Source organism: uncultured Lamprocystis sp. (genome assembly GCF_903933125.1).
GTDB lineage: Bacteria > Pseudomonadota > Gammaproteobacteria > Chromatiales > Chromatiaceae > Thiodictyon.
This window is the reverse complement of sequence record NZ_CAIZIZ010000177.1, coordinates 1-17,658: the sequence shown is the minus strand read 5'-3', so window position 1 is coordinate 17,658 and position 17,658 is coordinate 1. Positions and strand designations below refer to the sequence as shown.

The following is a 17,658-nucleotide window of genomic DNA, read 5'->3' as shown; positions in this document are numbered from 1 at the left end:
TCGAGGATATCGTAGCGCCCCGTGATCAAATGGATTGATGGACTAGAAGAGGTCGTCCACCACCTTGGGCGCCGCGCGTGCGGGCTTGGCGGCCTGGGTCTTCGGCTTGACCGCGGCGGTCTTTTTCTTGGCACCCAACGCGTCCAAACCGCCGGCAGACACCGGTTCCGGCCCCATCAGCATCAGCCGGTATTCCTCCATCACCACCTCGATCAGACCTCCGGTGGACTTGGTTTCGGTACCGCGATTGCCATCGACCCGGACCCGGACCATCCCGGGCGGCATGTCGAGTTGGGCAATGGCCTTGTCTTTTAACGCATCGTCCATGTAGTCGGTCCACATGCTCAGGGCCGCACGCCCGCCCTCTTCACCGCGGCCGAGCTTCTCGTTGTTATCGAAGCCCAGCCAGGCCACCGTGACGAAATCGGCCTGGTAGCCGCAGAACCAGGAGTCGCGGACATCATTGGTGGTGCCGGTCTTGCCGACAATATCCTTGCGGTTGAGGCGCAGGGCACGGGTGCCGGTCCCCCGCTCGACGACATCCCGCATCATGGAAGTCATCTGGTAGGCAATGCGCGGATCGATGACCTGTTCGGCCAGATGCTCACCCGCGGCGGCCTCGGTCCGCGCGGGCTTGTCCTTCCCGTAGCGGTACCAGCAATCGGAGCAGGCACGCGGCGGCGATGCGTCGTAGATAACATCCCCGTTGGCGTTCTCGATGCGAGCGATGAAATAGGGCAGGACGTGATAACCGCCGTTGGCAAAGATGGCATACCCCTCCGCCATCTTCACCGGCGAGGTCTCGATGGTACCCAGCGCCATGGTCGGACCCAGGACTTTCGGATCCACCTCGAAGCCGAAACGACGGATGAAGCGGCTCGCGTCATCGAGACCGACGCTCTGCAGGAGGTTGATGGTCGCCAGATTGCGCGACAACGCCAGCGCCTTGCGCATCCGGACCGGTCCCATCTCGCGCCCGTCCGAATTTTTCGGGCTCCAGTTCCCGACGCCCTTGACCGACACATCCTTGAGCAGGCTCGCCGGGGTCCAGCCCTCATTCAGCGCGGCGGCATAGACGAAGGGTTTGAAGCTCGATCCCGGCTGTCGACGCATGTCCACGGCCCGGTTGAACTGGCTTTCAGTGTAAGCGTAACCACTCGCCATGGCCTGCACCGCCCCGTCGCGCGGTGCGAGGGTGACCAGCACTCCGGTGACTGCCGGGATGGAACTCAATTCCCATTGGCCTTTTTGATCGCGACGCAACCGGATCAGGTCACCCTTGGCCACCACGTCGGCGACCCGGCGAGGAACTCCGCCGCGCCACCCGGCGTTGCGGAACTGCCGTGCCCAGCTCACCTGACTGAGCCCCAGGGTCGTCCAGCGGCCGCCACCCAGGTACACCCGCGCGGTCCCCGATTCGATGCCGGTCACCAGCCCCGGCTCCAGGCCAGGCACGCGCGCCACCCCCTCCAGATAGGCGTCCATATCCGCCTCGGAGGCCCCAGCCAAGTCGACATTCGCCTCGGCGCCACGATAGCCATGGCGCCGCTCATATTGGCGCAGGGCCTTGCGCAAGGCCTCCTGGGCCGCGGTTTGCAGCCGGGAATCGATGGTCGTGGTCACCCGCAGGCCCTGCTTGGCCGCCGCCTCACCGTAATAGCTCTGGATCTCCCGCCGCACCATTTCCGCGACGTAGCCGGCTTCGAGATCCACCTGTTGACCATGGAGTTTGGCCAGATCAGGCGTCTGCACGGCGGTGTCGAACTGGGTCTGATCGATAAAACCCAGTTCCAGCATGCGGCCGAGAATGTAGTTGCGCCGTTCGAGCGCGCGCTCCGGATTGGACACCGGGTTATTAGACGAGGGCGCCTTCGGAACTCCGGCAAGCATCGCCATTTCGGCGACACTGAGTTCGGACAGGTCCTTGCCGTAATAGAGCGAGGCGGCCGCCGCGACGCCATAGGCCCGATGGCCGAAGAAGATCTGGTTCAGATAGAGTTCCAGAATCTCTTCTTTGCTGAGGGTTTTTTCTACATGCAGAGCCAGCAGCACTTCCGCGAGCTTACGTCGGAAGGTCTTCTCCGGGGACAGAAAAAAGTTCCGGGTGACTTGCATCGTGATGGTGCTGCCGCCCTGCGCCTTGATGCCGGTGGAGGCGTAGTTGACCAGCGCGCGGCCCATCCCGACCACGTCGATGCCGCCGTGCTCGAAGAAACGGCTGTCCTCCGTTGCCAGAAAGGCCTGGATCAGCAGCGGCGGAAACTTGGCAAAGGCCATGGGTTGCCGCCGCTCGACGCCAAACTCGGCCATCAGGGCGCCGTCGGCGCTATAGACGCGCAGCGGCTCCTGGAGCTGAACCTCGCTCAACCCCTGCTTCACATCCGGCAGCTCCGGCAGGGTCACATTGACGAAGAGTGCCGCCCCGAACAAGCCCAGGGTCAGGAATTGCAGAGGCGTCCCCAAAGGGGCCAGATAGTGCAGGAGCCAACCGAAGACGGTTCGCGGTGCGCGGCGCAAGCGACGCCGTGCCGGCCGCGTCGGTGCGGCAGCCGCTGGGGCCGCCCGCGACCGGCGCGCCGGTTCCGCCGCCGCGGCCACCGCCCGGTCAGCTCCAGGTCCGATTCTGGGGATCCCGGTCGCCGAGGATTTTCCACCAACCGGCATGTCACCCCTTCGCGGTGGGTCGTTATCGCTCACTCTTGGCACGCTCAACTCCGGCCGCCCGGGTCACGCACGGATGCGCACCGCCGGTACGAGCCTCACTCGTGTGGTGGTAAAACCGCGATTCTACACGATGACAAGGCACCGCCAATGTGAGGCATTTGCGCTGTGACGAAATAACCGCAGCATCTAGTGTCTGCGAGGTATCAGCAACCACAACATCTGGGCACAGCGCAAATGCCTCAATGATCCGCGCCGGCGACCCGCCGGCCGCATCATCCGCGCGCTACTCCGTGCGCTTGCCTGCGGATACGCAATGCAGCGGCACCCCGTCTTCCATAGCATTGCGCAGTCGGTCGGCCGGTATCACGGCGGCCCCATCATCCAAACCCAGCCCGAACCCCTTCCCGGAGGTCATCACTCGTGGATCGCTTTACCCGAAATTATAGCGTCGTACTTGGCATCATCGTCCTCGCCGTATTCGTTATGTGGATGCGCTCGACCTGGCAACCCCGGGTGTGGGAGATCAACCGCATTCTAGAATCCGACCCGGCGGTCGCTGATTACCCCTACCAGTTTCGCGTCCTCTCTCTGGAAAACGGCGTTGCAACCCTGTCGACACCAAGGTCCGCGGCCTTTCCCGCTATCCTCTTCCTGCCGATCGTGTATCCGGAACTGGCTGGCCTGAGTGATGACCATCCGTCCATGGTCAAGGCCCAGCAGTCCTTGGTGGCTCACCAGAAGCGCGCAATGGATGTGGTGCAGGCACTGCCCGATGTCCAATCCGTGACCTGGGGGCTCGATGTGCAGTGGCTGGCGGACCGTGGGGTCCAGGTGCCGAGCACGCGCTGAAGCGATTTCCGTCAATGCGCCTCGGGGTCGATACCGAGCGCCCTCAGGCGCGCGGCCAGTTGATCCGCGCGCGCCCGCGCCTGCGCAGCCTGGGCGTGCTCCTGATCGGCCCGCATCCGCTCCTGATCGGCCCGTATCCGCTCCTGATCGGCCCGACCTCGCTCCCGCTCGGCCTGTGCGCGCTCCTGGTCGGCTCGCGCCCATTGCTGGGACGCTCGCGCCTGCTCCTGAACCACCGATTCGGCCAGGGTCGGGACCAGAGCGCCATCCGGGGTAAAGAACCGCAGCAGACCCTCATGCACCCCAAGACTCAAGCCGAGCATGGCGCTGGGTATCCGGCCTGCCGGGTCGGTCGCGATGGGCTGATACCGCGCATCCACGAGGTGGAAGCCAGCCAGATCATGCGTGTCGGGTGAAAACCAGAAATACTCCGGAGTACGGAAAACGTCCTGGTAGAGCGACTTCTTAGCCGTCCGGTCCGTGCGGGCGGTCTCATCGGACAGCAGTTCGATGATCAGATCCGGGTACCGCCCCTGCTCCAGCCAAACGGTCCACGAACGTCGTGGTCGACGCTCCACCCCGCGCACCAGAAAAAAATCCGGTCCGCGCAGCTCCCGCGGGGCGAACTGGTCACGCCGGAAATAGACACTGAGGTTCGCGCCGATAAAGAAATCGTCCCGGTCACGCCAGTGCCACTCCAGCGTGCTGACCAGGAGGGCCAGTTGATCGTAGTGCAGGGAGCTTTCCATCTCGGGTTCGTCGCTGTCGGGCTCGCGGCCTTGGGCGAAGGCCAGGTAAAAATCCTCGGCGGTTTGGGACATGGCAAGAGACCTCTCGGGCACTGATCCTGAATAGGTAGCGATTGCCGGAAAATCATGAGGCACTTGCGCTGTGCCAAGATGTTGTGGTTGCTGATACCTCGCAGACACTAGATGCTGGGGTTTTTTCGTCACAGCGCAAATGCCTCAATCATGCTCCGGATTGACGGGGTGCTCCGGATTGACCCCAGTATACTTTGGCTTGAGCCGCCCCGTGCTTGCGCCAACGGCGCCGATCCGGCTAAATACCCAGGCGCTGGTATGTATTGACCGGCCGCGGGCCGCACACTCCCGGCGCGGAACATTCCACTAAAAACCGCAACACAGGCGACCGACCATGGAACAAAGCAATCCCTACTCCAGTCCCCGCAGTGATGTGAGCCGACCCGCCGCGGGCCTGGTCGACACCACCAACCCGTTCGATCCCAAGGGCCGTTTCACCCGGCTGAGCTGGCTGGCCTGGAACCTGGTGCTCGGGGTCCTGATGATGATCGCCGTCTTCGGACTGATGGGGCTCGGCGTGGTCGCCATGCCGGAACCCGAGGCGAATGAGGCGTTACCCTTGTTCATGGGCATCGGCCTGCTGATCCCGCAGATTCTGTTCCTCGTCGTCTATCTGTTGCTGGCCATCCGCCGTTTCCACGACCTCAACGCCGCCGGCTGGTGGTCCATCCTCCTGATCGTCCCGCTGGCCAATCTGGTGGCGGTGCTCGTGCTCGCCTTCAAGCGCGGGGACGCGACGGCCAACCGCTTCGGACCACCGCGCCCCACACCAAGCTGGGAGCGCGTGGTAGGCATTATTTCGATCGTCTTCATGGTGGTGGGACTGGTGGGCGGAATCATCGCCGCCATCGCCATGCCGGCCTTGATGGAATACCAAAGCGCGGCCATGGGTCACTGATGCCACCGGCCGGCCGGCGCCAGACAGACAGTGCGGATCAGTCTGCCGGCCGGCACCGCCGGATACCGGACCCTGCGGACCTTCATCCTGGCGTGCTGATCCTCGAACTCCAGGGATCTGGCTCCCGTCACCGCGGTGTGGCGGTCAACTCAGGCTCCGACCGCGGCGAATCGCGCAGTTCCAGATCCAATGCATCCGCCACGAAGGCAGGATCGCGGATCTCAGCGAGCGGCGGCAGGTCATTGAGTGAACGCAGGCCAAAATAATCCAGGAACTTGCGCGTGGTGGCGAAGAGCGCCGGCCGGCCGGGACAGTCACGGTGCCCGACGATCCGAATCCACTCACGCTCGGTGAGCGTCTTGATGATCGCCGTGGTGACCGCCACACCGCGGATGTCCTCGATTTCGCCGCGGGTGATGGGCTGCCGGTAGGCAATCAGCGCCAGGGTTTCCAGCAAGGCGCGCGAGTAGCGGGCCGGCCGCTCGTCCCACAACCGGCCCACCCAGGGGGCAACCAGCGCCCGCACCTGAACACGCCAGCCGCCGGCGACCGCCGCGATCTCGATGCCCCGCCCGACATAGTCGGCGGCCAGGGTCTCGATGGCCGCCACCAGCGCACCGCGCTCCGGACGCTCCCCCTCCGCGAAAAGTTCCTGGAGTTGTTCCAGCGTCAAAGGACCGCCCGCGGCGAACAAGGCCCCCTCGACAATCGCTTTCAGACCGGGCGTACTCATCGGCTGATGGCGCCATCCGCCGCAACAGCGTCCTTCGTTGCGTTCATGTGCGGGCTACTCTTCTTCTTGATCCGACGGATCGCTACCCGCTCGCGCCTCGCGCAGCCGCACGTGAATGGGGGCGAAGGGCTCCAACTGGACCAGCTCCAGGGTCGCCGAGCGGATCAGCTCCAGGATCGCGAGAAAACTGACGACCACCCCGGCACGGCCCTCGGTGAGGTCGAAGAGCGTGGTGAAGTTGACGAACTGCCCGCCGCGCAACCGATCGAGAACCATCGACATGCGCTCCCGCAGCGACAGCGATTCCTTCTCCACCCGGTGGCTGGTAAAGAGGTCCGCGCGGGCCAGGACCCCGCGCAAGGCCATCAACAACTCCCGCAAGTCCACCGGCGGCGGGATGCGATTGAGGTGCCCCGACGGCAGTTGCGCGTGCACGGCAAACAGGTCGCGCTCCAGGCGCGGGAGGGCATCCAGGTCCAGGGCCGCCTGCTTGAAACGCTCGTACTCCATCAGCCGACGGATCAACTCGGCACGCGGGTCTTCTTCCTCCTCGGTGAGCGATTCCGGCCGCGGCAGCAGCATCCGCGACTTGATCTCGGCGAGCATGGCGGCCATCACCAGATACTCCGCGGCCAGCTCCAGCTTGAGCCCCTGCATCAGATCGATATATTCAATATACTGATCGGTAATGACGGCGATCGGGATATCCAGAATATCCAGGTTCTGCCGTTTGATGAGGTACAGCAGCAGATCGAGTGGACCCTCGAAGGCATCGAGAAAAACTTCCAGCGCATCCGGCGGGATATAGAGATCCAGTGGCAGGGTGAGATAGGGCGTCCCCTGCACCAGGGCAAAAGGCTGGTCCGGCGCGTCGCCCACGGCCCTCACAGCATGACCAGGGACATGGCGTGCCGGACCTCCTCCATGGTTTCGCGGGCAACCGCCCGCGCCCGTTCACAACCATCGTTGAGCACATTGCGCACCAGTTCAGGTTGGGCTGTGTACTCGCGCACCCGCTCGCGCATTGGGGCCAACTCCACCAGGACCGTGTCGATGATCGGGCGCTTACAGTCAAGACAGCCGATTCCGGCGGTACGGCACCCCTGCTGCACCCACTCGCGCACCTCCTCATTGGAATACACGAGATGGAACTGCCACACCGGACATTTTTCCGGGTCGCCGGGGTCGGTGCGCCGCACCCGCGCCGGGTCGGTCGGCATGGTGCGCAGCGCCTTTTCCACGTCGGCCGGCTCATCGCGCAGCGCGATGGTATTGCCATAGGATTTGGACATCTTCTGACCATCCAACCCCGGCATTTTGGAGGCCTTGGTGAGCAGCGGCGTGGGCTCGGGGAGAATGACCCGGCCGCCGCCTTCGAGGAAGCCGAACAGCCGCTCGCGATCCGCCACGGTCAGATTGGCCTGACCCTCGAGCAGCGCACGCGCCACCGCCAGGGCTTCACCGTCACCCTGCTCCTGATAGGCCCGCTTGAGCTGGTCGAACAGCTTGGCGTTTTTCTTGCCCATCTTGCGCTTGGCCTCTTCAGCCTTCTCCTCGAAGCCCAACTCACGGCCGTAGAGGTGATTGAAACGCCGGGCGATTTCCCGTGTCAGCTCGACGTGGGCCACCTGATCCTCACCCACCGGCACTTGTCCCGCCTTGTAGATCAGGATGTCCGCCGACTGCAGTAGGGGGTAACCGAGGAAGCCGTAAGTGGCCAGGTCTTTCTCTTTGAGCCGCTCCTGCTGATCCTTGTAGCTCGGCACCCGCTCCAGCCAGCCGAGCGGCGTGATCATGGACAACAACAGGTGCAACTCGGCGTGCTCCGGCACCCGCGATTGGACGAACAGGGTTGCCGAACCGGGGTTGATCCCCGCCGCCAGCCAGTCGATCACCATCTCGCGGATGCTCTCCGGGATTTGGGTCGGGTTGTCGTAGTGGGTGGTCAGGGCATGCCAGTCGGCGACGAAGAAAAAGCACTCGTACTCATGCTGGAGTGCCAGCCAGTTCTTCAGCACCCCATGGTAGTGGCCCAGGTGCAGACGGCCAGTCGGGCGCATACCGGAAAGCACGCGGGCGTGCGTAGCAGAGACGGAAGTCACGTCAAGAGCCTCGGTTCAAACAAAGAACAGTTCTTTTACGATACCGGCGCCCGGCAGCCACTCCAGGGTGCCGAGCACCAGCGGCAGAAGCAGACCGCCCAGCAGGCCGGTCGCCAGCAGGGCAATCAGAATCAGCAGCCCGAAGGGCTCGAGCCGGGAATAATAACGGGCGGCCAGCGGCGGTAAGAGCGCGTTGAGCACCCGCCCTCCATCCAGCGGCAAGAGCGGCAACAGATTGAGTACCATCAGAAAGACGTTGATCAGCACCCCGGCGGCGCCCATGTAGATCAACGGCACCGCCACCCACTGGCTGGTCGCCCAGAGCAGCAGACCGCCCTGGATCGCCAGTCCCCACGCCAAAGCCATGGCGAGATTGGAGGCCGGTCCGGCCACCGCGACCAGCGCCATGTCACGACGCGGATGATGCAGGTTGCGCTGATTCACCGGCACCGGCTTGGCCCAGCCGAACAAGATCCCGGTGAAGAGGAAGGAGAGCGCCGGCACCAGAACGGTGCCGATCGGGTCGATGTGCTTGAGTGGATTGAAGGTGACGCGCCCGAGCATCAGGGCGGTGTGGTCACCCAGGCGGTTGGCCACCCAACCGTGCGCGGCCTCGTGGACGGTAATCGAGAGGATCACCGGCAGGGCGAGCACCGCGAGTAACTGGATCTGATTCAGTGTTTCCATTGCGGCATTATACGGGGGCGCCGCGAATTCCTCGACGGCGATTCCTCGCCGCTCACTCCTGAAACACCGAGGGGTCGCCCTTGCCGACCCGGATCAACTGCGGCGGTTCGCTGATCATGTCCACCACGGTCGTCGGATCGAGCCCGCAAAAACCGCCGTCGATGATCAGATCAACCTGTTTGTCCAGCAGTTCGCGCATTTCCTCGGGGTCGGTGAGCGGATGCTCCGCCGCGGGCAGGATCAGGGTCGTACTCAAGATCGGTTGATCCAGCTCCGCCAGCAGCGCCCGGCAGATCTCGTTGTCCGGGACCCGAATGCCGATCGCCTTGCGCTTGGGGTGAAGCATCCGGCGCGGCACCTGTTTGGTCGCCTCATGGATGAAGGTGTAGGGCCCGGGTGTGAGTGATTTCAACTGCCGAAAGGCCCGATTGTCGATCTTGGCGTAGGTCGTGATCTCGGATAAGTCTCTACAGACCAAGGTGAAATTATGCTTTTCATCCACCTGGCGGATGCGGCGGATACGCTCCATCGCATCCTTTTCACCGAGCTGGCAGCCCAGCGCGTAAGAGGAGTCGGTCGGATAGATGATGACCCCGCCGGCAAGCAGAATCTCGACGCAGCGGCGCACCAGGCGCGCCTGGGGATTGACGGGGTGAATCTGAAAAAATTGGGCCATAACCTGCTACTGCCGAAATCCTGGGGAATCATCCTGTAGCGACCACAGCCCGCCCGCCGGCGGCAACGATCGCTCGCACGACCGGCCAGTCCTGCCAGATCGGCGTACAACCCTCCGGCAAATCCGGGAGGCGGCCCAGATCGATCCAGGGCTGACTCGACAGGGCCAATTGCGGACCGTGGAAATCCGAACCCGCCGAGGCCAGCAGCCGCTGCTCTCTGGCATGGCGGGCAAAGTGCAGCGCATCGTCGCGACTGTGGCTGCCGCACACCACTTCCAGACCGACGCCGCCGAGTTCCTTGAACTCGCCAAGGAGTTTCAGCAGCTTGGTGCGCGTCAGCTTATAGCGCGCCGGATGGGCGATCACCGCCTGGCCGCCGGCGGCACGGATCCAGGTCACGGCCTGCTCCAGGGTGGCCCAGGCACCGGGAACATGCCCCGGTTTCCCATTGACCAGGAAGTGCTTGAACACCGCCCGCTCATCCGGGGCGTGCCCCTGGGTCACCAGAAAGCGAGCAAAGTGGGTACGGCCGATCAAGCGGCCGTTGGACAATCCCTTGGCGCCTTCGTAAGCACCCGCGATGCCCTTGTCGGCCAGACGCCGACCGATCTCCACGGCCCGCCAGTCGCGATATTCAAGGATTCCGGCCAGCGCCGTGCGCAGCGCGGCATCGGCAGGGTCGATGCAAAGTCCGACGACGTGGATGGTCCGTTCACTCCAGGTGACCGAGACCTCGACCCCGGGAACGAAGGCGACACCCTGGGCGCGGGCCGCGGCGGCGGCCTGATCGAGCCCCTCGACGGTATCGTGGTCGGTCAGGGCCAGCACCGCGACCGCGGCCGCCGCGGCGCGCGCCACCAGCGCGTCCGGGGTCAGGGTGCCGTCCGAGGCCGTGGAGTGGGTGTGCAGGTCGATCTTCGTGTTCATGACGACTATTGTACAGGGTTGGCCGCGACCACAACCCTCCCAATCGACTTGGACTTTACGCTTGACCACCACTGTCGCGACTGCCGGCGTGCGAGGCTGCGTCGTCAGGCTTCCAGCCCTGACTGTTCCAGTTCCGACGCCGTCAGGCCAGGATGGCCTGATTACGCACTTTCACCGTAACGCCTCGACCTAAAATGACAGGCGATTGGCGGGGAGACACCGGCCCGACTGGTTGCTATGATCTACCGTATGCTACCCCCGGTCGACATCCATCATATCAGCCACGAGCTCGCCCGCCTGGGTGAGCATCTCCAGCGCGCCTATGACGAGCGGCCAGGGGTGCTCGACTCCGGCCCGCGTTTTTTGCTGGACGGTCTCGGCGACCTCCTGGATACCCTGAGCGATACGGCGGCCAACACCCCGGCCGAATCCGCCCGCGCCCTGCATGCCGCGACCGGCGGCACGCCCGATGCCCTGCTGGCCCACGGGCTCGACCTGCTCGCCCAACTCGCTGACCAAGCCGAGCGCCTGAGCCTGCCGCGCACGGCCAGTGGCCTGGAGCGTCTGAGCCTGGCCTTGACCTGCTGGATGCTGCGCCTGGGGGCTGAACTGGACCGCCCGGAGTTCGTGGTCAACGCCACCGCCGGGTTGGCCAACACCCTGCACGCGACCGACGACCTGGCGGGACTGTACGCACTGATGACGGAGATGGTCGAGGGCATGAGCCCGGCGCGCATTCAGGACTCGGGTAACTTTCCCAGCCGCCCCTGGCGGGTCCTGTTGCTCAACCGGGCCATCGTCGCCACCCGCAGTCAACGACCGGCCCTCATGGTCGCCGCCTTCGACTCCCTGGTCGAGCACCTGCCGGAAGACGCCCCCGACTTTTTCCGCGAGGGCATGGGCCAAATGGAAGCCCTGCAGTACCCGGCGCCAGTTCGCGAACTGATGCAACGCTACTACGACCGCTGGTGCACCGGCCAACGGCTGCACTGACAATCTCTCCCGCCATGGGCGATGAGAATGCCCGTCTGACCCAGACCGATCCTCGCGCGGTGATTGCGTGCGACGCCGCTGGATTCGCCGATGGGCTTTGATCCGGCCCGACGCCCCTTATCTCCGAGTCACCGAGAGGCCAACCGGCCGCGTCCTTTTCCGGAGCCACCCGTGCCGCCAGAGACTCTGACCCGCATCGAGATCAGCAAGGAATATCTGAATTTCAGCGCCGGCCACTTCACCATCTTCTCGGCCAACGAGCGGGAGAACCTGCATGGTCATAACTTCCAGGTCCGCTGCGCGGTCACGGCCGCCGTCGGCGCCGACGGCCTGGCCTTCGACTATGTGCTGCTCAAGCGCGTACTGCGCGAACTCTGCGACGCGCTGGACGAGCGCGTATTGCTGCCGGAACAATCGCCTTACCTGACTCTGGAACACCGCGACGGCATGGTGATCGCGCTGTTCGCGCGGGAGCCGATCCCCTTTCTGGCGCGCGACTGTTTGCCCTTGCCGATCCGCAATGTCACCATTGAAGAATTGGCCGGCCTGCTGCTCAACCGGCTGCGCGCCCGGCCCGAACTGGCGCCCTGGGCCATCCGTGCCATCGAGATCGGCGTCTCCTCCGGCTCCGGTCAATGGGCCTTTTCACACTGGGAGCTCGCATGAACCGCTTGATCGTCACCGGTGCGTCCTCCGGGATTGGGCTCGCCATCGCCCGGCGTTTTCGTCGCGACGACTGGAGCGTGATCAACATTTCGCGCCGCCCCTGCCCCGAACCGGGCGTCACCAACATCCCCTGCGATCTGGCGCAGCCGGGCGCGGCCGATGGACTGGCCGACGCCCTGTCGCCCTGGCTGCTGGACCGGCCGCGCCTGTGTCTCGTCCACAACGCCTCGATCATGCAGTCAAACCGGGTCGACACCCTTGGCAGTGCGGACTTGCGGGCCACGCTGGAACTCAATCTGGTCGCCCCGAATGCCATCAATCGCATCGTGATTCCGCACCTGCCGCCGGGTTCCAGCATCCTTTACATCGGCAGCACCCTGGCCGAAAAGGCGGTTCCGGGCGTGGCCGGCTACGTCATTGCCAAACACGGCCTGGTCGGCATGATGCGCGCCACCTGCCAGGATCTGGCCGGGCGCGGCATCCACACCTGCATGATCTGCCCAGGATTCACGGATACCGAGCAACTACGCAACCTCATCGGCGACAATGCCGGAACCCTGGCCGCCATCACCGGCCTGTCCGCCTTCGACCGGCTGATCGCGCCTGAAGAGATCGCCGATGCGGTCGCCTTCGCGGCCGCCGCGCCGGTGCTCAACGGCGCCCTGATCCATGCCAACCTGGGGCAGCGGGAACGATGACCGCGACCGGAACCGGTGCGACCGATCCGCCCGCGGCCCGCGTCATCTGTGTAAGCGGCGGCAGTTCCGGAATCGGTGCGGGCCTGGTCGCCGCCTTCCTGGCCGCCGGGGACCGGGTCTACAGCTTCGGACGCAGCCCGGCCGACCGGACTGCGGTACGGCATCCGGAATCCGTAGCCCGCGGCGACCTGCGGGTCCTGGTCGGCGACGTCACCGACGCCGCGTTCCGCCGCGCATTGGCGGAGCGCATCGACGCCGAATGCGGACAGCTCGACTGCCTGATCAACAATGCCGGGGTGATCCGCGGCGGCGGCACCCTGGAGGAGAGTGTCGAGGACTGGCGCGCGACCCTGGAGACCAACCTGATCGCCCCCTTTGCGCTGACCCAGGCCTGTGCGCCCCTCCTGCGGCGCAGCCCGGCGCCGGTCGTCATCAACATCTCATCGGCCTGTGCCCAACACCCCTTCGCCGCCTGCACTTCCACCTGTTACTCGGTCAGTAAGGCCGGACTCGACATGCTGACCCGCCGCCTCGCCCTGGGCCTGGGGCCGGAAGGCATTCGGGTCAACGGCGTCGCCCCGGGTGTCGTGCCCTCGCCGATGTGGGGGGAGGAGGCCGGCTTGATCGAGGGCATCGTCGAGCGGCGGCACGTGCTCAAACAGCAGATCGTCGAGCCCGAGGACGTGGCCCGCGCCGTACTTTTCCTCGCCTCCGATCAGGCACGCTTGATCACCGGGACCATTCTCAATGTGGACGCGGGTTATACACTCGGTTGATTATAATACGAGCGGAAAGCGGCAGCGGGCGTGCCTTCACCGTCCCGGTCATTGTCGTTGTCGTCTTTTCGTATATTACAGACTCATCACTTATCAGGACAGAACCTTTGCCCCACCTTCTCCTCGCCGTCAGCGCCCACGGCTACGGCCACCTGGCCCAATCCGCGCCGGTCATTGAGGCCCTGACCCAACGCATACCCGGTCTCCAGGTCACACTTCAGGGCGATATCGACCCCGCGTTCGCCCGCCATCGACTGCCCGCAGGGTTCACCCATCTCCAGGAAGCGACCGACCCGGTGCTCCTCATGGATGGGCCGTTGATCACCCGGTGGGCGGAAAGCCTGGTGGAATACAACCGTTTCGAGGCCGAGTACGACCGACATCTCGAGCGCCAGATGGACAGCCTGCGCCGTCTGGCCCCGGATTTGGTACTCTCCGATATCCCCTGGTTGCCCTTGGACGCCGCGCGGCGCTTGGGGATCCCGGCCGTCGGGCTCTGTTCACTCTCCTGGTACGACATCCTGCGCGAATGCCCGGTCCGGGCGCAGGTTCCGACCGCACTGCTGGAGCGGATGCGGCGCATTTATGGCGCGGCGGATCTATTCATCCGCCCCGCCCCCGCCATGCCCATGGACTGGCTGCCCAACGCCCGCGACGTGGGACCGATCGCCCATTGCCGCCCGGACCAGAGCGCCAAACTGCGCGAGCACCTCGGCGTCCCCGCCGACCGGCCGCTGGCCCTGATGCAGTTCGGCGGCTTTGCCGGATTCGACCCACTGACGGCGTGGCCGGAGCAGGATCAGGTCCACTGGGTGGTGCGCGATCTCGGGGGGCGCGCCCGCGGTGATGCGTCCAGTCTGTCCGACCATAGACTCGACCTGCTCGACCTGCTCGGTTCATTCGACCTGATGCTGACCAAGCCTGGATACGGGTCCTATACCGAAGCGGCCTGCAATGGCGTACCGGTCATCCATGTCCCGCGCCCGGACTGGCCGGAGGAACCCGCTCTCAATCGCTGGATTCGCCGCCAGGTCCCCACCCGTGAACTGAGCCTTGCGGACCTCAAAGCAGGACGGCTCGCTGCCCCCATCGCCGAGCTACTCGCCGCCGGGCGGCCAGCGCCGGTCGAGCCGAGCGGCATTACGGCAAGCGTGGAGTTGCTGGAGCCGCTGTTGCGGGATTAGGCCATTCTCAGGCTTCATAATTGTGCAGGGCCCATTTTACCGGACCCCTATTTCCCTTTTACCTATGGCAAGAACCACCGCCAGGGGCGCGGCATCAGAGTCGTCTCCACGTCGGTCGCGTTGATGGTGATATCGGGGGCGGAGGTATTGTGCAAACTGGGCACGGTGCGTCCAAATGCCAAGGTACTGCCCCCAATGGCATTCCAGAGACCCAGGATGGGCGTGCTCGTGGGGCCGCTTTCCAGATGATCAACATCCGCATTGCCGTCTTCCACCCACATAGAGCGGAAGGTCACAAGCGGCAGAGCGATGCCATAGGCAGGCATAACGTCGAGCACCGCCGCATGACGGTCCACTCTCAGACAAGCACGCGCGGTGCCACCTCCAGCGTATTGGATGGCAAAACACGGCACGGCCGGGTCGATCACTACCGACGCGATGTCGACGAAAGGCCGCACAGGGTCCACGGCCGCCGGACCGACTATGACGGAACTTCCCAGACAGACATCCCGCACCCCCACCGGCGGATGCGGCTTGAGCCGTATGTTTCCGTCCTCGTAAAGCACAAAAACCTCCGGCCAGGATGCTTCGTCGGCGATCTTGCGGTTCAGCACGAGCCGATGGCCCACAAAGTTGGCCCCAGCGATCGTGACGGTCATGGCAGAAGGACGCCACCAGGAAAGTTCGGTGCAAAGGGTAAAGGCATTGATGCCATCATCGAAGATCTTCTGACACGAGAGGCTCGCGCTGCGCAATCGGGCAGAGGTCGTTGCGGATGACGGGCAGCCGGAGAAATCCGCGGCACAACAGATGGTCGCGTCGAAGTCCGCACCGCAACCCGTGCGTGTGATCTGGTACGCGGGATGGGTCGCCTGCACCGAAAAATAGGCTGCGGCGTGAGCCGTCAGCGGCCAGCAGTTCCAAATTTGGGTGGCCGCCGCCAACAGCGTGTCGGCAGCGAGGCCGATGGTGGATGCGCTGCGCTTATCCACCCTACGAAACCGTCTCCGTTGTAGGGTGGTTAAGGCGCGCCGCTCGGTCTCAGGGACTCGGCACGGCGGTCGCGCGCGCCGCATCCACCAGAGGTCGCGCGGTGCCGCCCAAATTTGGAATTGCTGGTCAGCGGCACATTGACGTTATCTTCCTCAGCACAGGTCGTTGGATAGGAATGGTTAGTTGCCGTGAGTACATCGAAGGCACCCGACCAGACCGGCAGGCAGGAGAGAAAAGTAAATAGAACAACCGCAAACAGACCGCGGGCAGACTGCGATGTGACCGGTGCAAGGCCCAAGGATGCCTCAAGTTCGCGCGACATATCCACCTCCTGAGAATTTATTGCAATATCATGGCTCGTTGCTCAGCCTCCGCCGTAGGAACGCCGGTTACCCGGCGCCCCCGGCGCAATCCCGGACGTGCATTTTTCCATGCTCAATGACTCGGCCCGTGCCCACGCCGTTTCCAGGTTCATCACCCTGACGTGTCCCAACACTGACGGCTCCATCATCTCGCTTCATCCATAAAGCCCACGGGGCTTCCCGAGTTCTCCGACGTCTCTCTTTCTGCATACCACGGCCTGAGGACTCCGACGGACCTCCACAAGCCAGTCAGGGTGCTTCGTGTCGGCTTCCAGTACGTTAAAACTGTCGCCATCCGCGGGTTAGCGGTCTCGAAGCTGCCCCGATCTGAACAAGGGCACTTCAGGGAACGCGATTTCCCCTACGGTCTACAGAATACTCTGTGTACGCTTGCCCCGCAATGTTGTTCGCGGCTTGCGCCACTCCACAGCAGGACCAACACGCGATACGGGCGGGCGGCTAACCCTTACCCGACCGGGACTTCCACCCGGCAAGAGACGCCGAGCTTTGCTCGGCGCGATAACGTAAGCTAAAGCGGTGCGCGCCCCTGATGACGCTGAGAATTAGCACGACTCTCGTGGTGCGCGCTCGCTTCTGAGCCAAAGGTTAGGCCATTTTCTGGGTTGATAATTGAGCCTGGACCCTTTTCCTTCTTTTCCTTTCCTTAATATGAGCTAATAGGCAATATTGACGCCCGACATAACAAATGGGGTAATACAGTTTTCTTGACCCATCATTCCGATCGGATTCTTTATTTGCCCTACCAGCGTTACAGCTTTCGTTGTATTTGCCAATATTGATGGTGTTTGGCTTGTAACTTTTATAAATGAAGGTTTACCTGCGTGATAAGCTAGATTTACACTAATGCCCTGCCCGATGACAGACTTAAAATTAGATGTAAAACTACCTCCATTTATTGCATACGAAAATCCGCCAATACTATTGAGCCCATTACCGAGCGGAGCACCAAAAATGTTTAATGAACTAAAATTAGCATTAGCAGATCCTGTTACGTTCTTAGGGTAAAATGTTGCCGCGAAGGATGCGCCTGGTCCCCAGCAAGTTGAATTTGATGGAGTGGGTGGATCAAATACCAAAGTTCCATAAAAAACTATTTGTTTCCGAGAAGATGCTGCCAGCCCCGGCTGACCTCCTTGATCATAGCTTTGAGCGAAACTAGATGAAGTGGTAGAAACCAGAGCTACAGCAAGAAAGAGTTGTGTTGCGTTCATATTTCCTCAGTTTCCTCAGTTTCCTAAATGCGACTGTGCGCCATAAGTACTCCAACAGAATATTTTATATGGCGCTATTATGTTAAGTCTGTTTTTAAATTTTTTTCTTTTTCTTTTATCTCTGATCTCTTATAAACAATTGTGTTGATGTACTTACTTATACGATCAACACTTATGGAACAACAGCCTGCGTAGGACAGACTAGCCAATGTAGCCCGCATGGAACGCCAGCGGAATGCGGGCTACGCTGGCTGATTTTAATCCATGGCAACGCCTAACGTGTTGCCCAAGGCGGCGCGCGCCACCCACGGACCCTGCAAACCAGTTAGAACCTTGATGGCGCGCGCTCGCTCTTTGGGCGTTCGTTAGGCATTGTCTGCGGCTCTTAGGTTCGGG

Annotated in this window: 18 protein-coding genes; 7 read left to right on the top strand and 11 right to left on the bottom strand. The window is 63.1% G+C overall.

What is annotated here, in order from left to right:
• Positions 1–42: 42 nt before the first annotated feature.
• Positions 43–2,664, bottom strand: a complete 2,622-nt coding sequence (locus tag QZY03_RS08880) for a penicillin-binding protein 1A (protein WP_295580164.1) — start codon at positions 2,662–2,664, stop codon at positions 43–45.
• A gap of 420 nt (positions 2,665–3,084) precedes the next feature.
• On the opposite strand from QZY03_RS08880, the gene QZY03_RS08875 reads away from it, so the two are divergent.
• Positions 3,085–3,513 carry a hypothetical protein gene (locus QZY03_RS08875; RefSeq protein ID WP_295580163.1) on the top strand — a complete coding sequence of 143 codons (429 nt, stop codon included), beginning with the start codon at positions 3,085–3,087 and terminating at the stop codon, positions 3,511–3,513.
• A gap of 11 nt (positions 3,514–3,524) precedes the next feature.
• Here the strand turns inward: QZY03_RS08875 and QZY03_RS08870 are convergent, their stop codons facing one another.
• Complete coding sequence (locus QZY03_RS08870; RefSeq protein WP_295580162.1) at positions 3,525–4,334, bottom strand: Uma2 family endonuclease; 810 nt, start codon at positions 4,332–4,334, stop codon at positions 3,525–3,527.
• 334 nt (positions 4,335–4,668) lie between these two features.
• Between QZY03_RS08870 and QZY03_RS08865 the strand changes: the two genes are divergently transcribed.
• On the top strand, positions 4,669–5,232 hold the full coding sequence (locus QZY03_RS08865) for a DUF805 domain-containing protein (protein WP_295580161.1): 564 nt from the start codon (positions 4,669–4,671) through the stop codon (positions 5,230–5,232).
• Positions 5,233–5,359: 127 nt separating this feature from the next.
• Here QZY03_RS08865 and scpB read toward each other — a convergent pair whose 3' ends face one another.
• The 6 genes from scpB to QZY03_RS08835 are packed head-to-tail and all read right to left on the bottom strand — an operon-like array spanning position 5,360 to position 10,358.
• Positions 5,360–5,965: an SMC-Scp complex subunit ScpB gene (gene scpB / locus QZY03_RS08860; RefSeq protein ID WP_295580159.1), complete on the bottom strand. Its 606-nt coding sequence runs from the start codon at positions 5,963–5,965 to the stop codon at positions 5,360–5,362.
• 54 nt (positions 5,966–6,019) lie between these two features.
• Positions 6,020–6,844, bottom strand: a complete 825-nt coding sequence (locus QZY03_RS08855; protein WP_295580157.1) for a ScpA family protein — start codon at positions 6,842–6,844, stop codon at positions 6,020–6,022.
• 5 nt (positions 6,845–6,849) lie between these two features.
• Positions 6,850–8,067, bottom strand: a complete 1,218-nt coding sequence (locus QZY03_RS08850) for a tryptophan--tRNA ligase (RefSeq protein ID WP_295580155.1) — start codon at positions 8,065–8,067, stop codon at positions 6,850–6,852.
• Between the two features lie 15 nt (positions 8,068–8,082).
• Positions 8,083–8,754, bottom strand: coding sequence for a site-2 protease family protein (locus QZY03_RS08845; RefSeq protein ID WP_295580154.1), 672 nt, complete (start codon positions 8,752–8,754; stop codon positions 8,083–8,085).
• Positions 8,755–8,806: 52 nt separating this feature from the next.
• Entirely contained in the window at positions 8,807–9,430 is a 624-nt protein-coding gene (locus tag QZY03_RS08840) for an L-threonylcarbamoyladenylate synthase (RefSeq protein WP_295580152.1), read from the bottom strand.
• Positions 9,431–9,458: 28 nt separating this feature from the next.
• Complete coding sequence (locus tag QZY03_RS08835; protein WP_295580151.1) at positions 9,459–10,358, bottom strand: PHP domain-containing protein; 900 nt, start codon at positions 10,356–10,358, stop codon at positions 9,459–9,461.
• 237 nt (positions 10,359–10,595) lie between these two features.
• Here QZY03_RS08835 and QZY03_RS08830 point away from each other — a divergent pair, with 237 nt between their 5' ends.
• From QZY03_RS08830 to QZY03_RS08810, 5 genes are all read left to right on the top strand, one after another.
• Entirely contained in the window at positions 10,596–11,351 is a 756-nt protein-coding gene (locus QZY03_RS08830) for a hypothetical protein (protein WP_295580150.1), read from the top strand.
• Positions 11,352–11,522: 171 nt separating this feature from the next.
• Complete coding sequence (locus QZY03_RS08825; protein ID WP_295580149.1) at positions 11,523–12,017, top strand: 6-carboxytetrahydropterin synthase; 495 nt, start codon at positions 11,523–11,525, stop codon at positions 12,015–12,017.
• The gene (locus QZY03_RS08820) at positions 12,014–12,715 is read left to right on the top strand and encodes an SDR family NAD(P)-dependent oxidoreductase (RefSeq protein WP_295580148.1); all 702 of its coding nucleotides are present in this window, start codon (positions 12,014–12,016) and stop codon (positions 12,713–12,715) included. Before QZY03_RS08825 ends, QZY03_RS08820 begins: the two co-directional genes overlap by 4 nt.
• Positions 12,712–13,491, top strand: a complete 780-nt coding sequence (locus QZY03_RS08815; RefSeq protein ID WP_295580146.1) for an SDR family NAD(P)-dependent oxidoreductase — start codon at positions 12,712–12,714, stop codon at positions 13,489–13,491. Before QZY03_RS08820 ends, QZY03_RS08815 begins: the two co-directional genes overlap by 4 nt.
• A 107-nt stretch (positions 13,492–13,598) precedes the next feature.
• On the top strand, positions 13,599–14,675 hold the full coding sequence (locus QZY03_RS08810; RefSeq protein WP_295580145.1) for a hypothetical protein: 1,077 nt from the start codon (positions 13,599–13,601) through the stop codon (positions 14,673–14,675).
• Between the two features lie 62 nt (positions 14,676–14,737).
• Here the strand turns inward: QZY03_RS08810 and QZY03_RS08805 are convergent, their stop codons facing one another.
• From QZY03_RS08805 to QZY03_RS08795, 3 genes are all read right to left on the bottom strand, one after another.
• The gene (locus QZY03_RS08805; protein ID WP_295580144.1) at positions 14,738–15,667 is read right to left on the bottom strand and encodes a hypothetical protein; all 930 of its coding nucleotides are present in this window, start codon (positions 15,665–15,667) and stop codon (positions 14,738–14,740) included.
• Positions 15,668–15,696: 29 nt separating this feature from the next.
• Positions 15,697–15,990, bottom strand: coding sequence for a hypothetical protein (locus tag QZY03_RS08800; RefSeq protein WP_295580143.1), 294 nt, complete (start codon positions 15,988–15,990; stop codon positions 15,697–15,699).
• A 714-nt stretch (positions 15,991–16,704) separates the two neighbouring features.
• On the bottom strand, positions 16,705–17,262 hold the full coding sequence (locus QZY03_RS08795) for a hypothetical protein (RefSeq protein WP_295580142.1): 558 nt from the start codon (positions 17,260–17,262) through the stop codon (positions 16,705–16,707).
• Positions 17,263–17,658 lie beyond the last annotated feature (396 nt).

What these genes read in the sequence shown, in the direction of transcription:
- scpB (WP_295580159.1), bottom strand. Translation starts at nt 5,965, where the DNA reads ATGAGTACGCCCGGTCTGAAAGCGATTGTCGAGGGGGCCTTGTTCGCC.
- QZY03_RS08835 (WP_295580151.1), bottom strand. Translation starts at nt 10,358, where the DNA reads ATGAACACGAAGATCGACCTGCACACCCACTCCACGGCCTCGGACGGC.
- QZY03_RS08795 (WP_295580142.1), bottom strand. Translation starts at nt 17,262, where the DNA reads ATGAACGCAACACAACTCTTTCTTGCTGTAGCTCTGGTTTCTACCACT.
- QZY03_RS08880 (WP_295580164.1), bottom strand. Translation starts at nt 2,664, where the DNA reads ATGCCGGTTGGTGGAAAATCCTCGGCGACCGGGATCCCCAGAATCGGA.
- QZY03_RS08830 (WP_295580150.1), top strand. Translation starts at nt 10,596, where the DNA reads ATGATCTACCGTATGCTACCCCCGGTCGACATCCATCATATCAGCCAC.
- QZY03_RS08845 (WP_295580154.1), bottom strand. Translation starts at nt 8,754, where the DNA reads ATGGAAACACTGAATCAGATCCAGTTACTCGCGGTGCTCGCCCTGCCG.
- QZY03_RS08800 (WP_295580143.1), bottom strand. Translation starts at nt 15,990, where the DNA reads ATGTCGCGCGAACTTGAGGCATCCTTGGGCCTTGCACCGGTCACATCG.
- QZY03_RS08840 (WP_295580152.1), bottom strand. Translation starts at nt 9,430, where the DNA reads ATGGCCCAATTTTTTCAGATTCACCCCGTCAATCCCCAGGCGCGCCTG.
- QZY03_RS08865 (WP_295580161.1), top strand. Translation starts at nt 4,669, where the DNA reads ATGGAACAAAGCAATCCCTACTCCAGTCCCCGCAGTGATGTGAGCCGA.
- QZY03_RS08870 (WP_295580162.1), bottom strand. Translation starts at nt 4,334, where the DNA reads ATGTCCCAAACCGCCGAGGATTTTTACCTGGCCTTCGCCCAAGGCCGC.
- QZY03_RS08815 (WP_295580146.1), top strand. Translation starts at nt 12,712, where the DNA reads ATGACCGCGACCGGAACCGGTGCGACCGATCCGCCCGCGGCCCGCGTC.
- QZY03_RS08820 (WP_295580148.1), top strand. Translation starts at nt 12,014, where the DNA reads ATGAACCGCTTGATCGTCACCGGTGCGTCCTCCGGGATTGGGCTCGCC.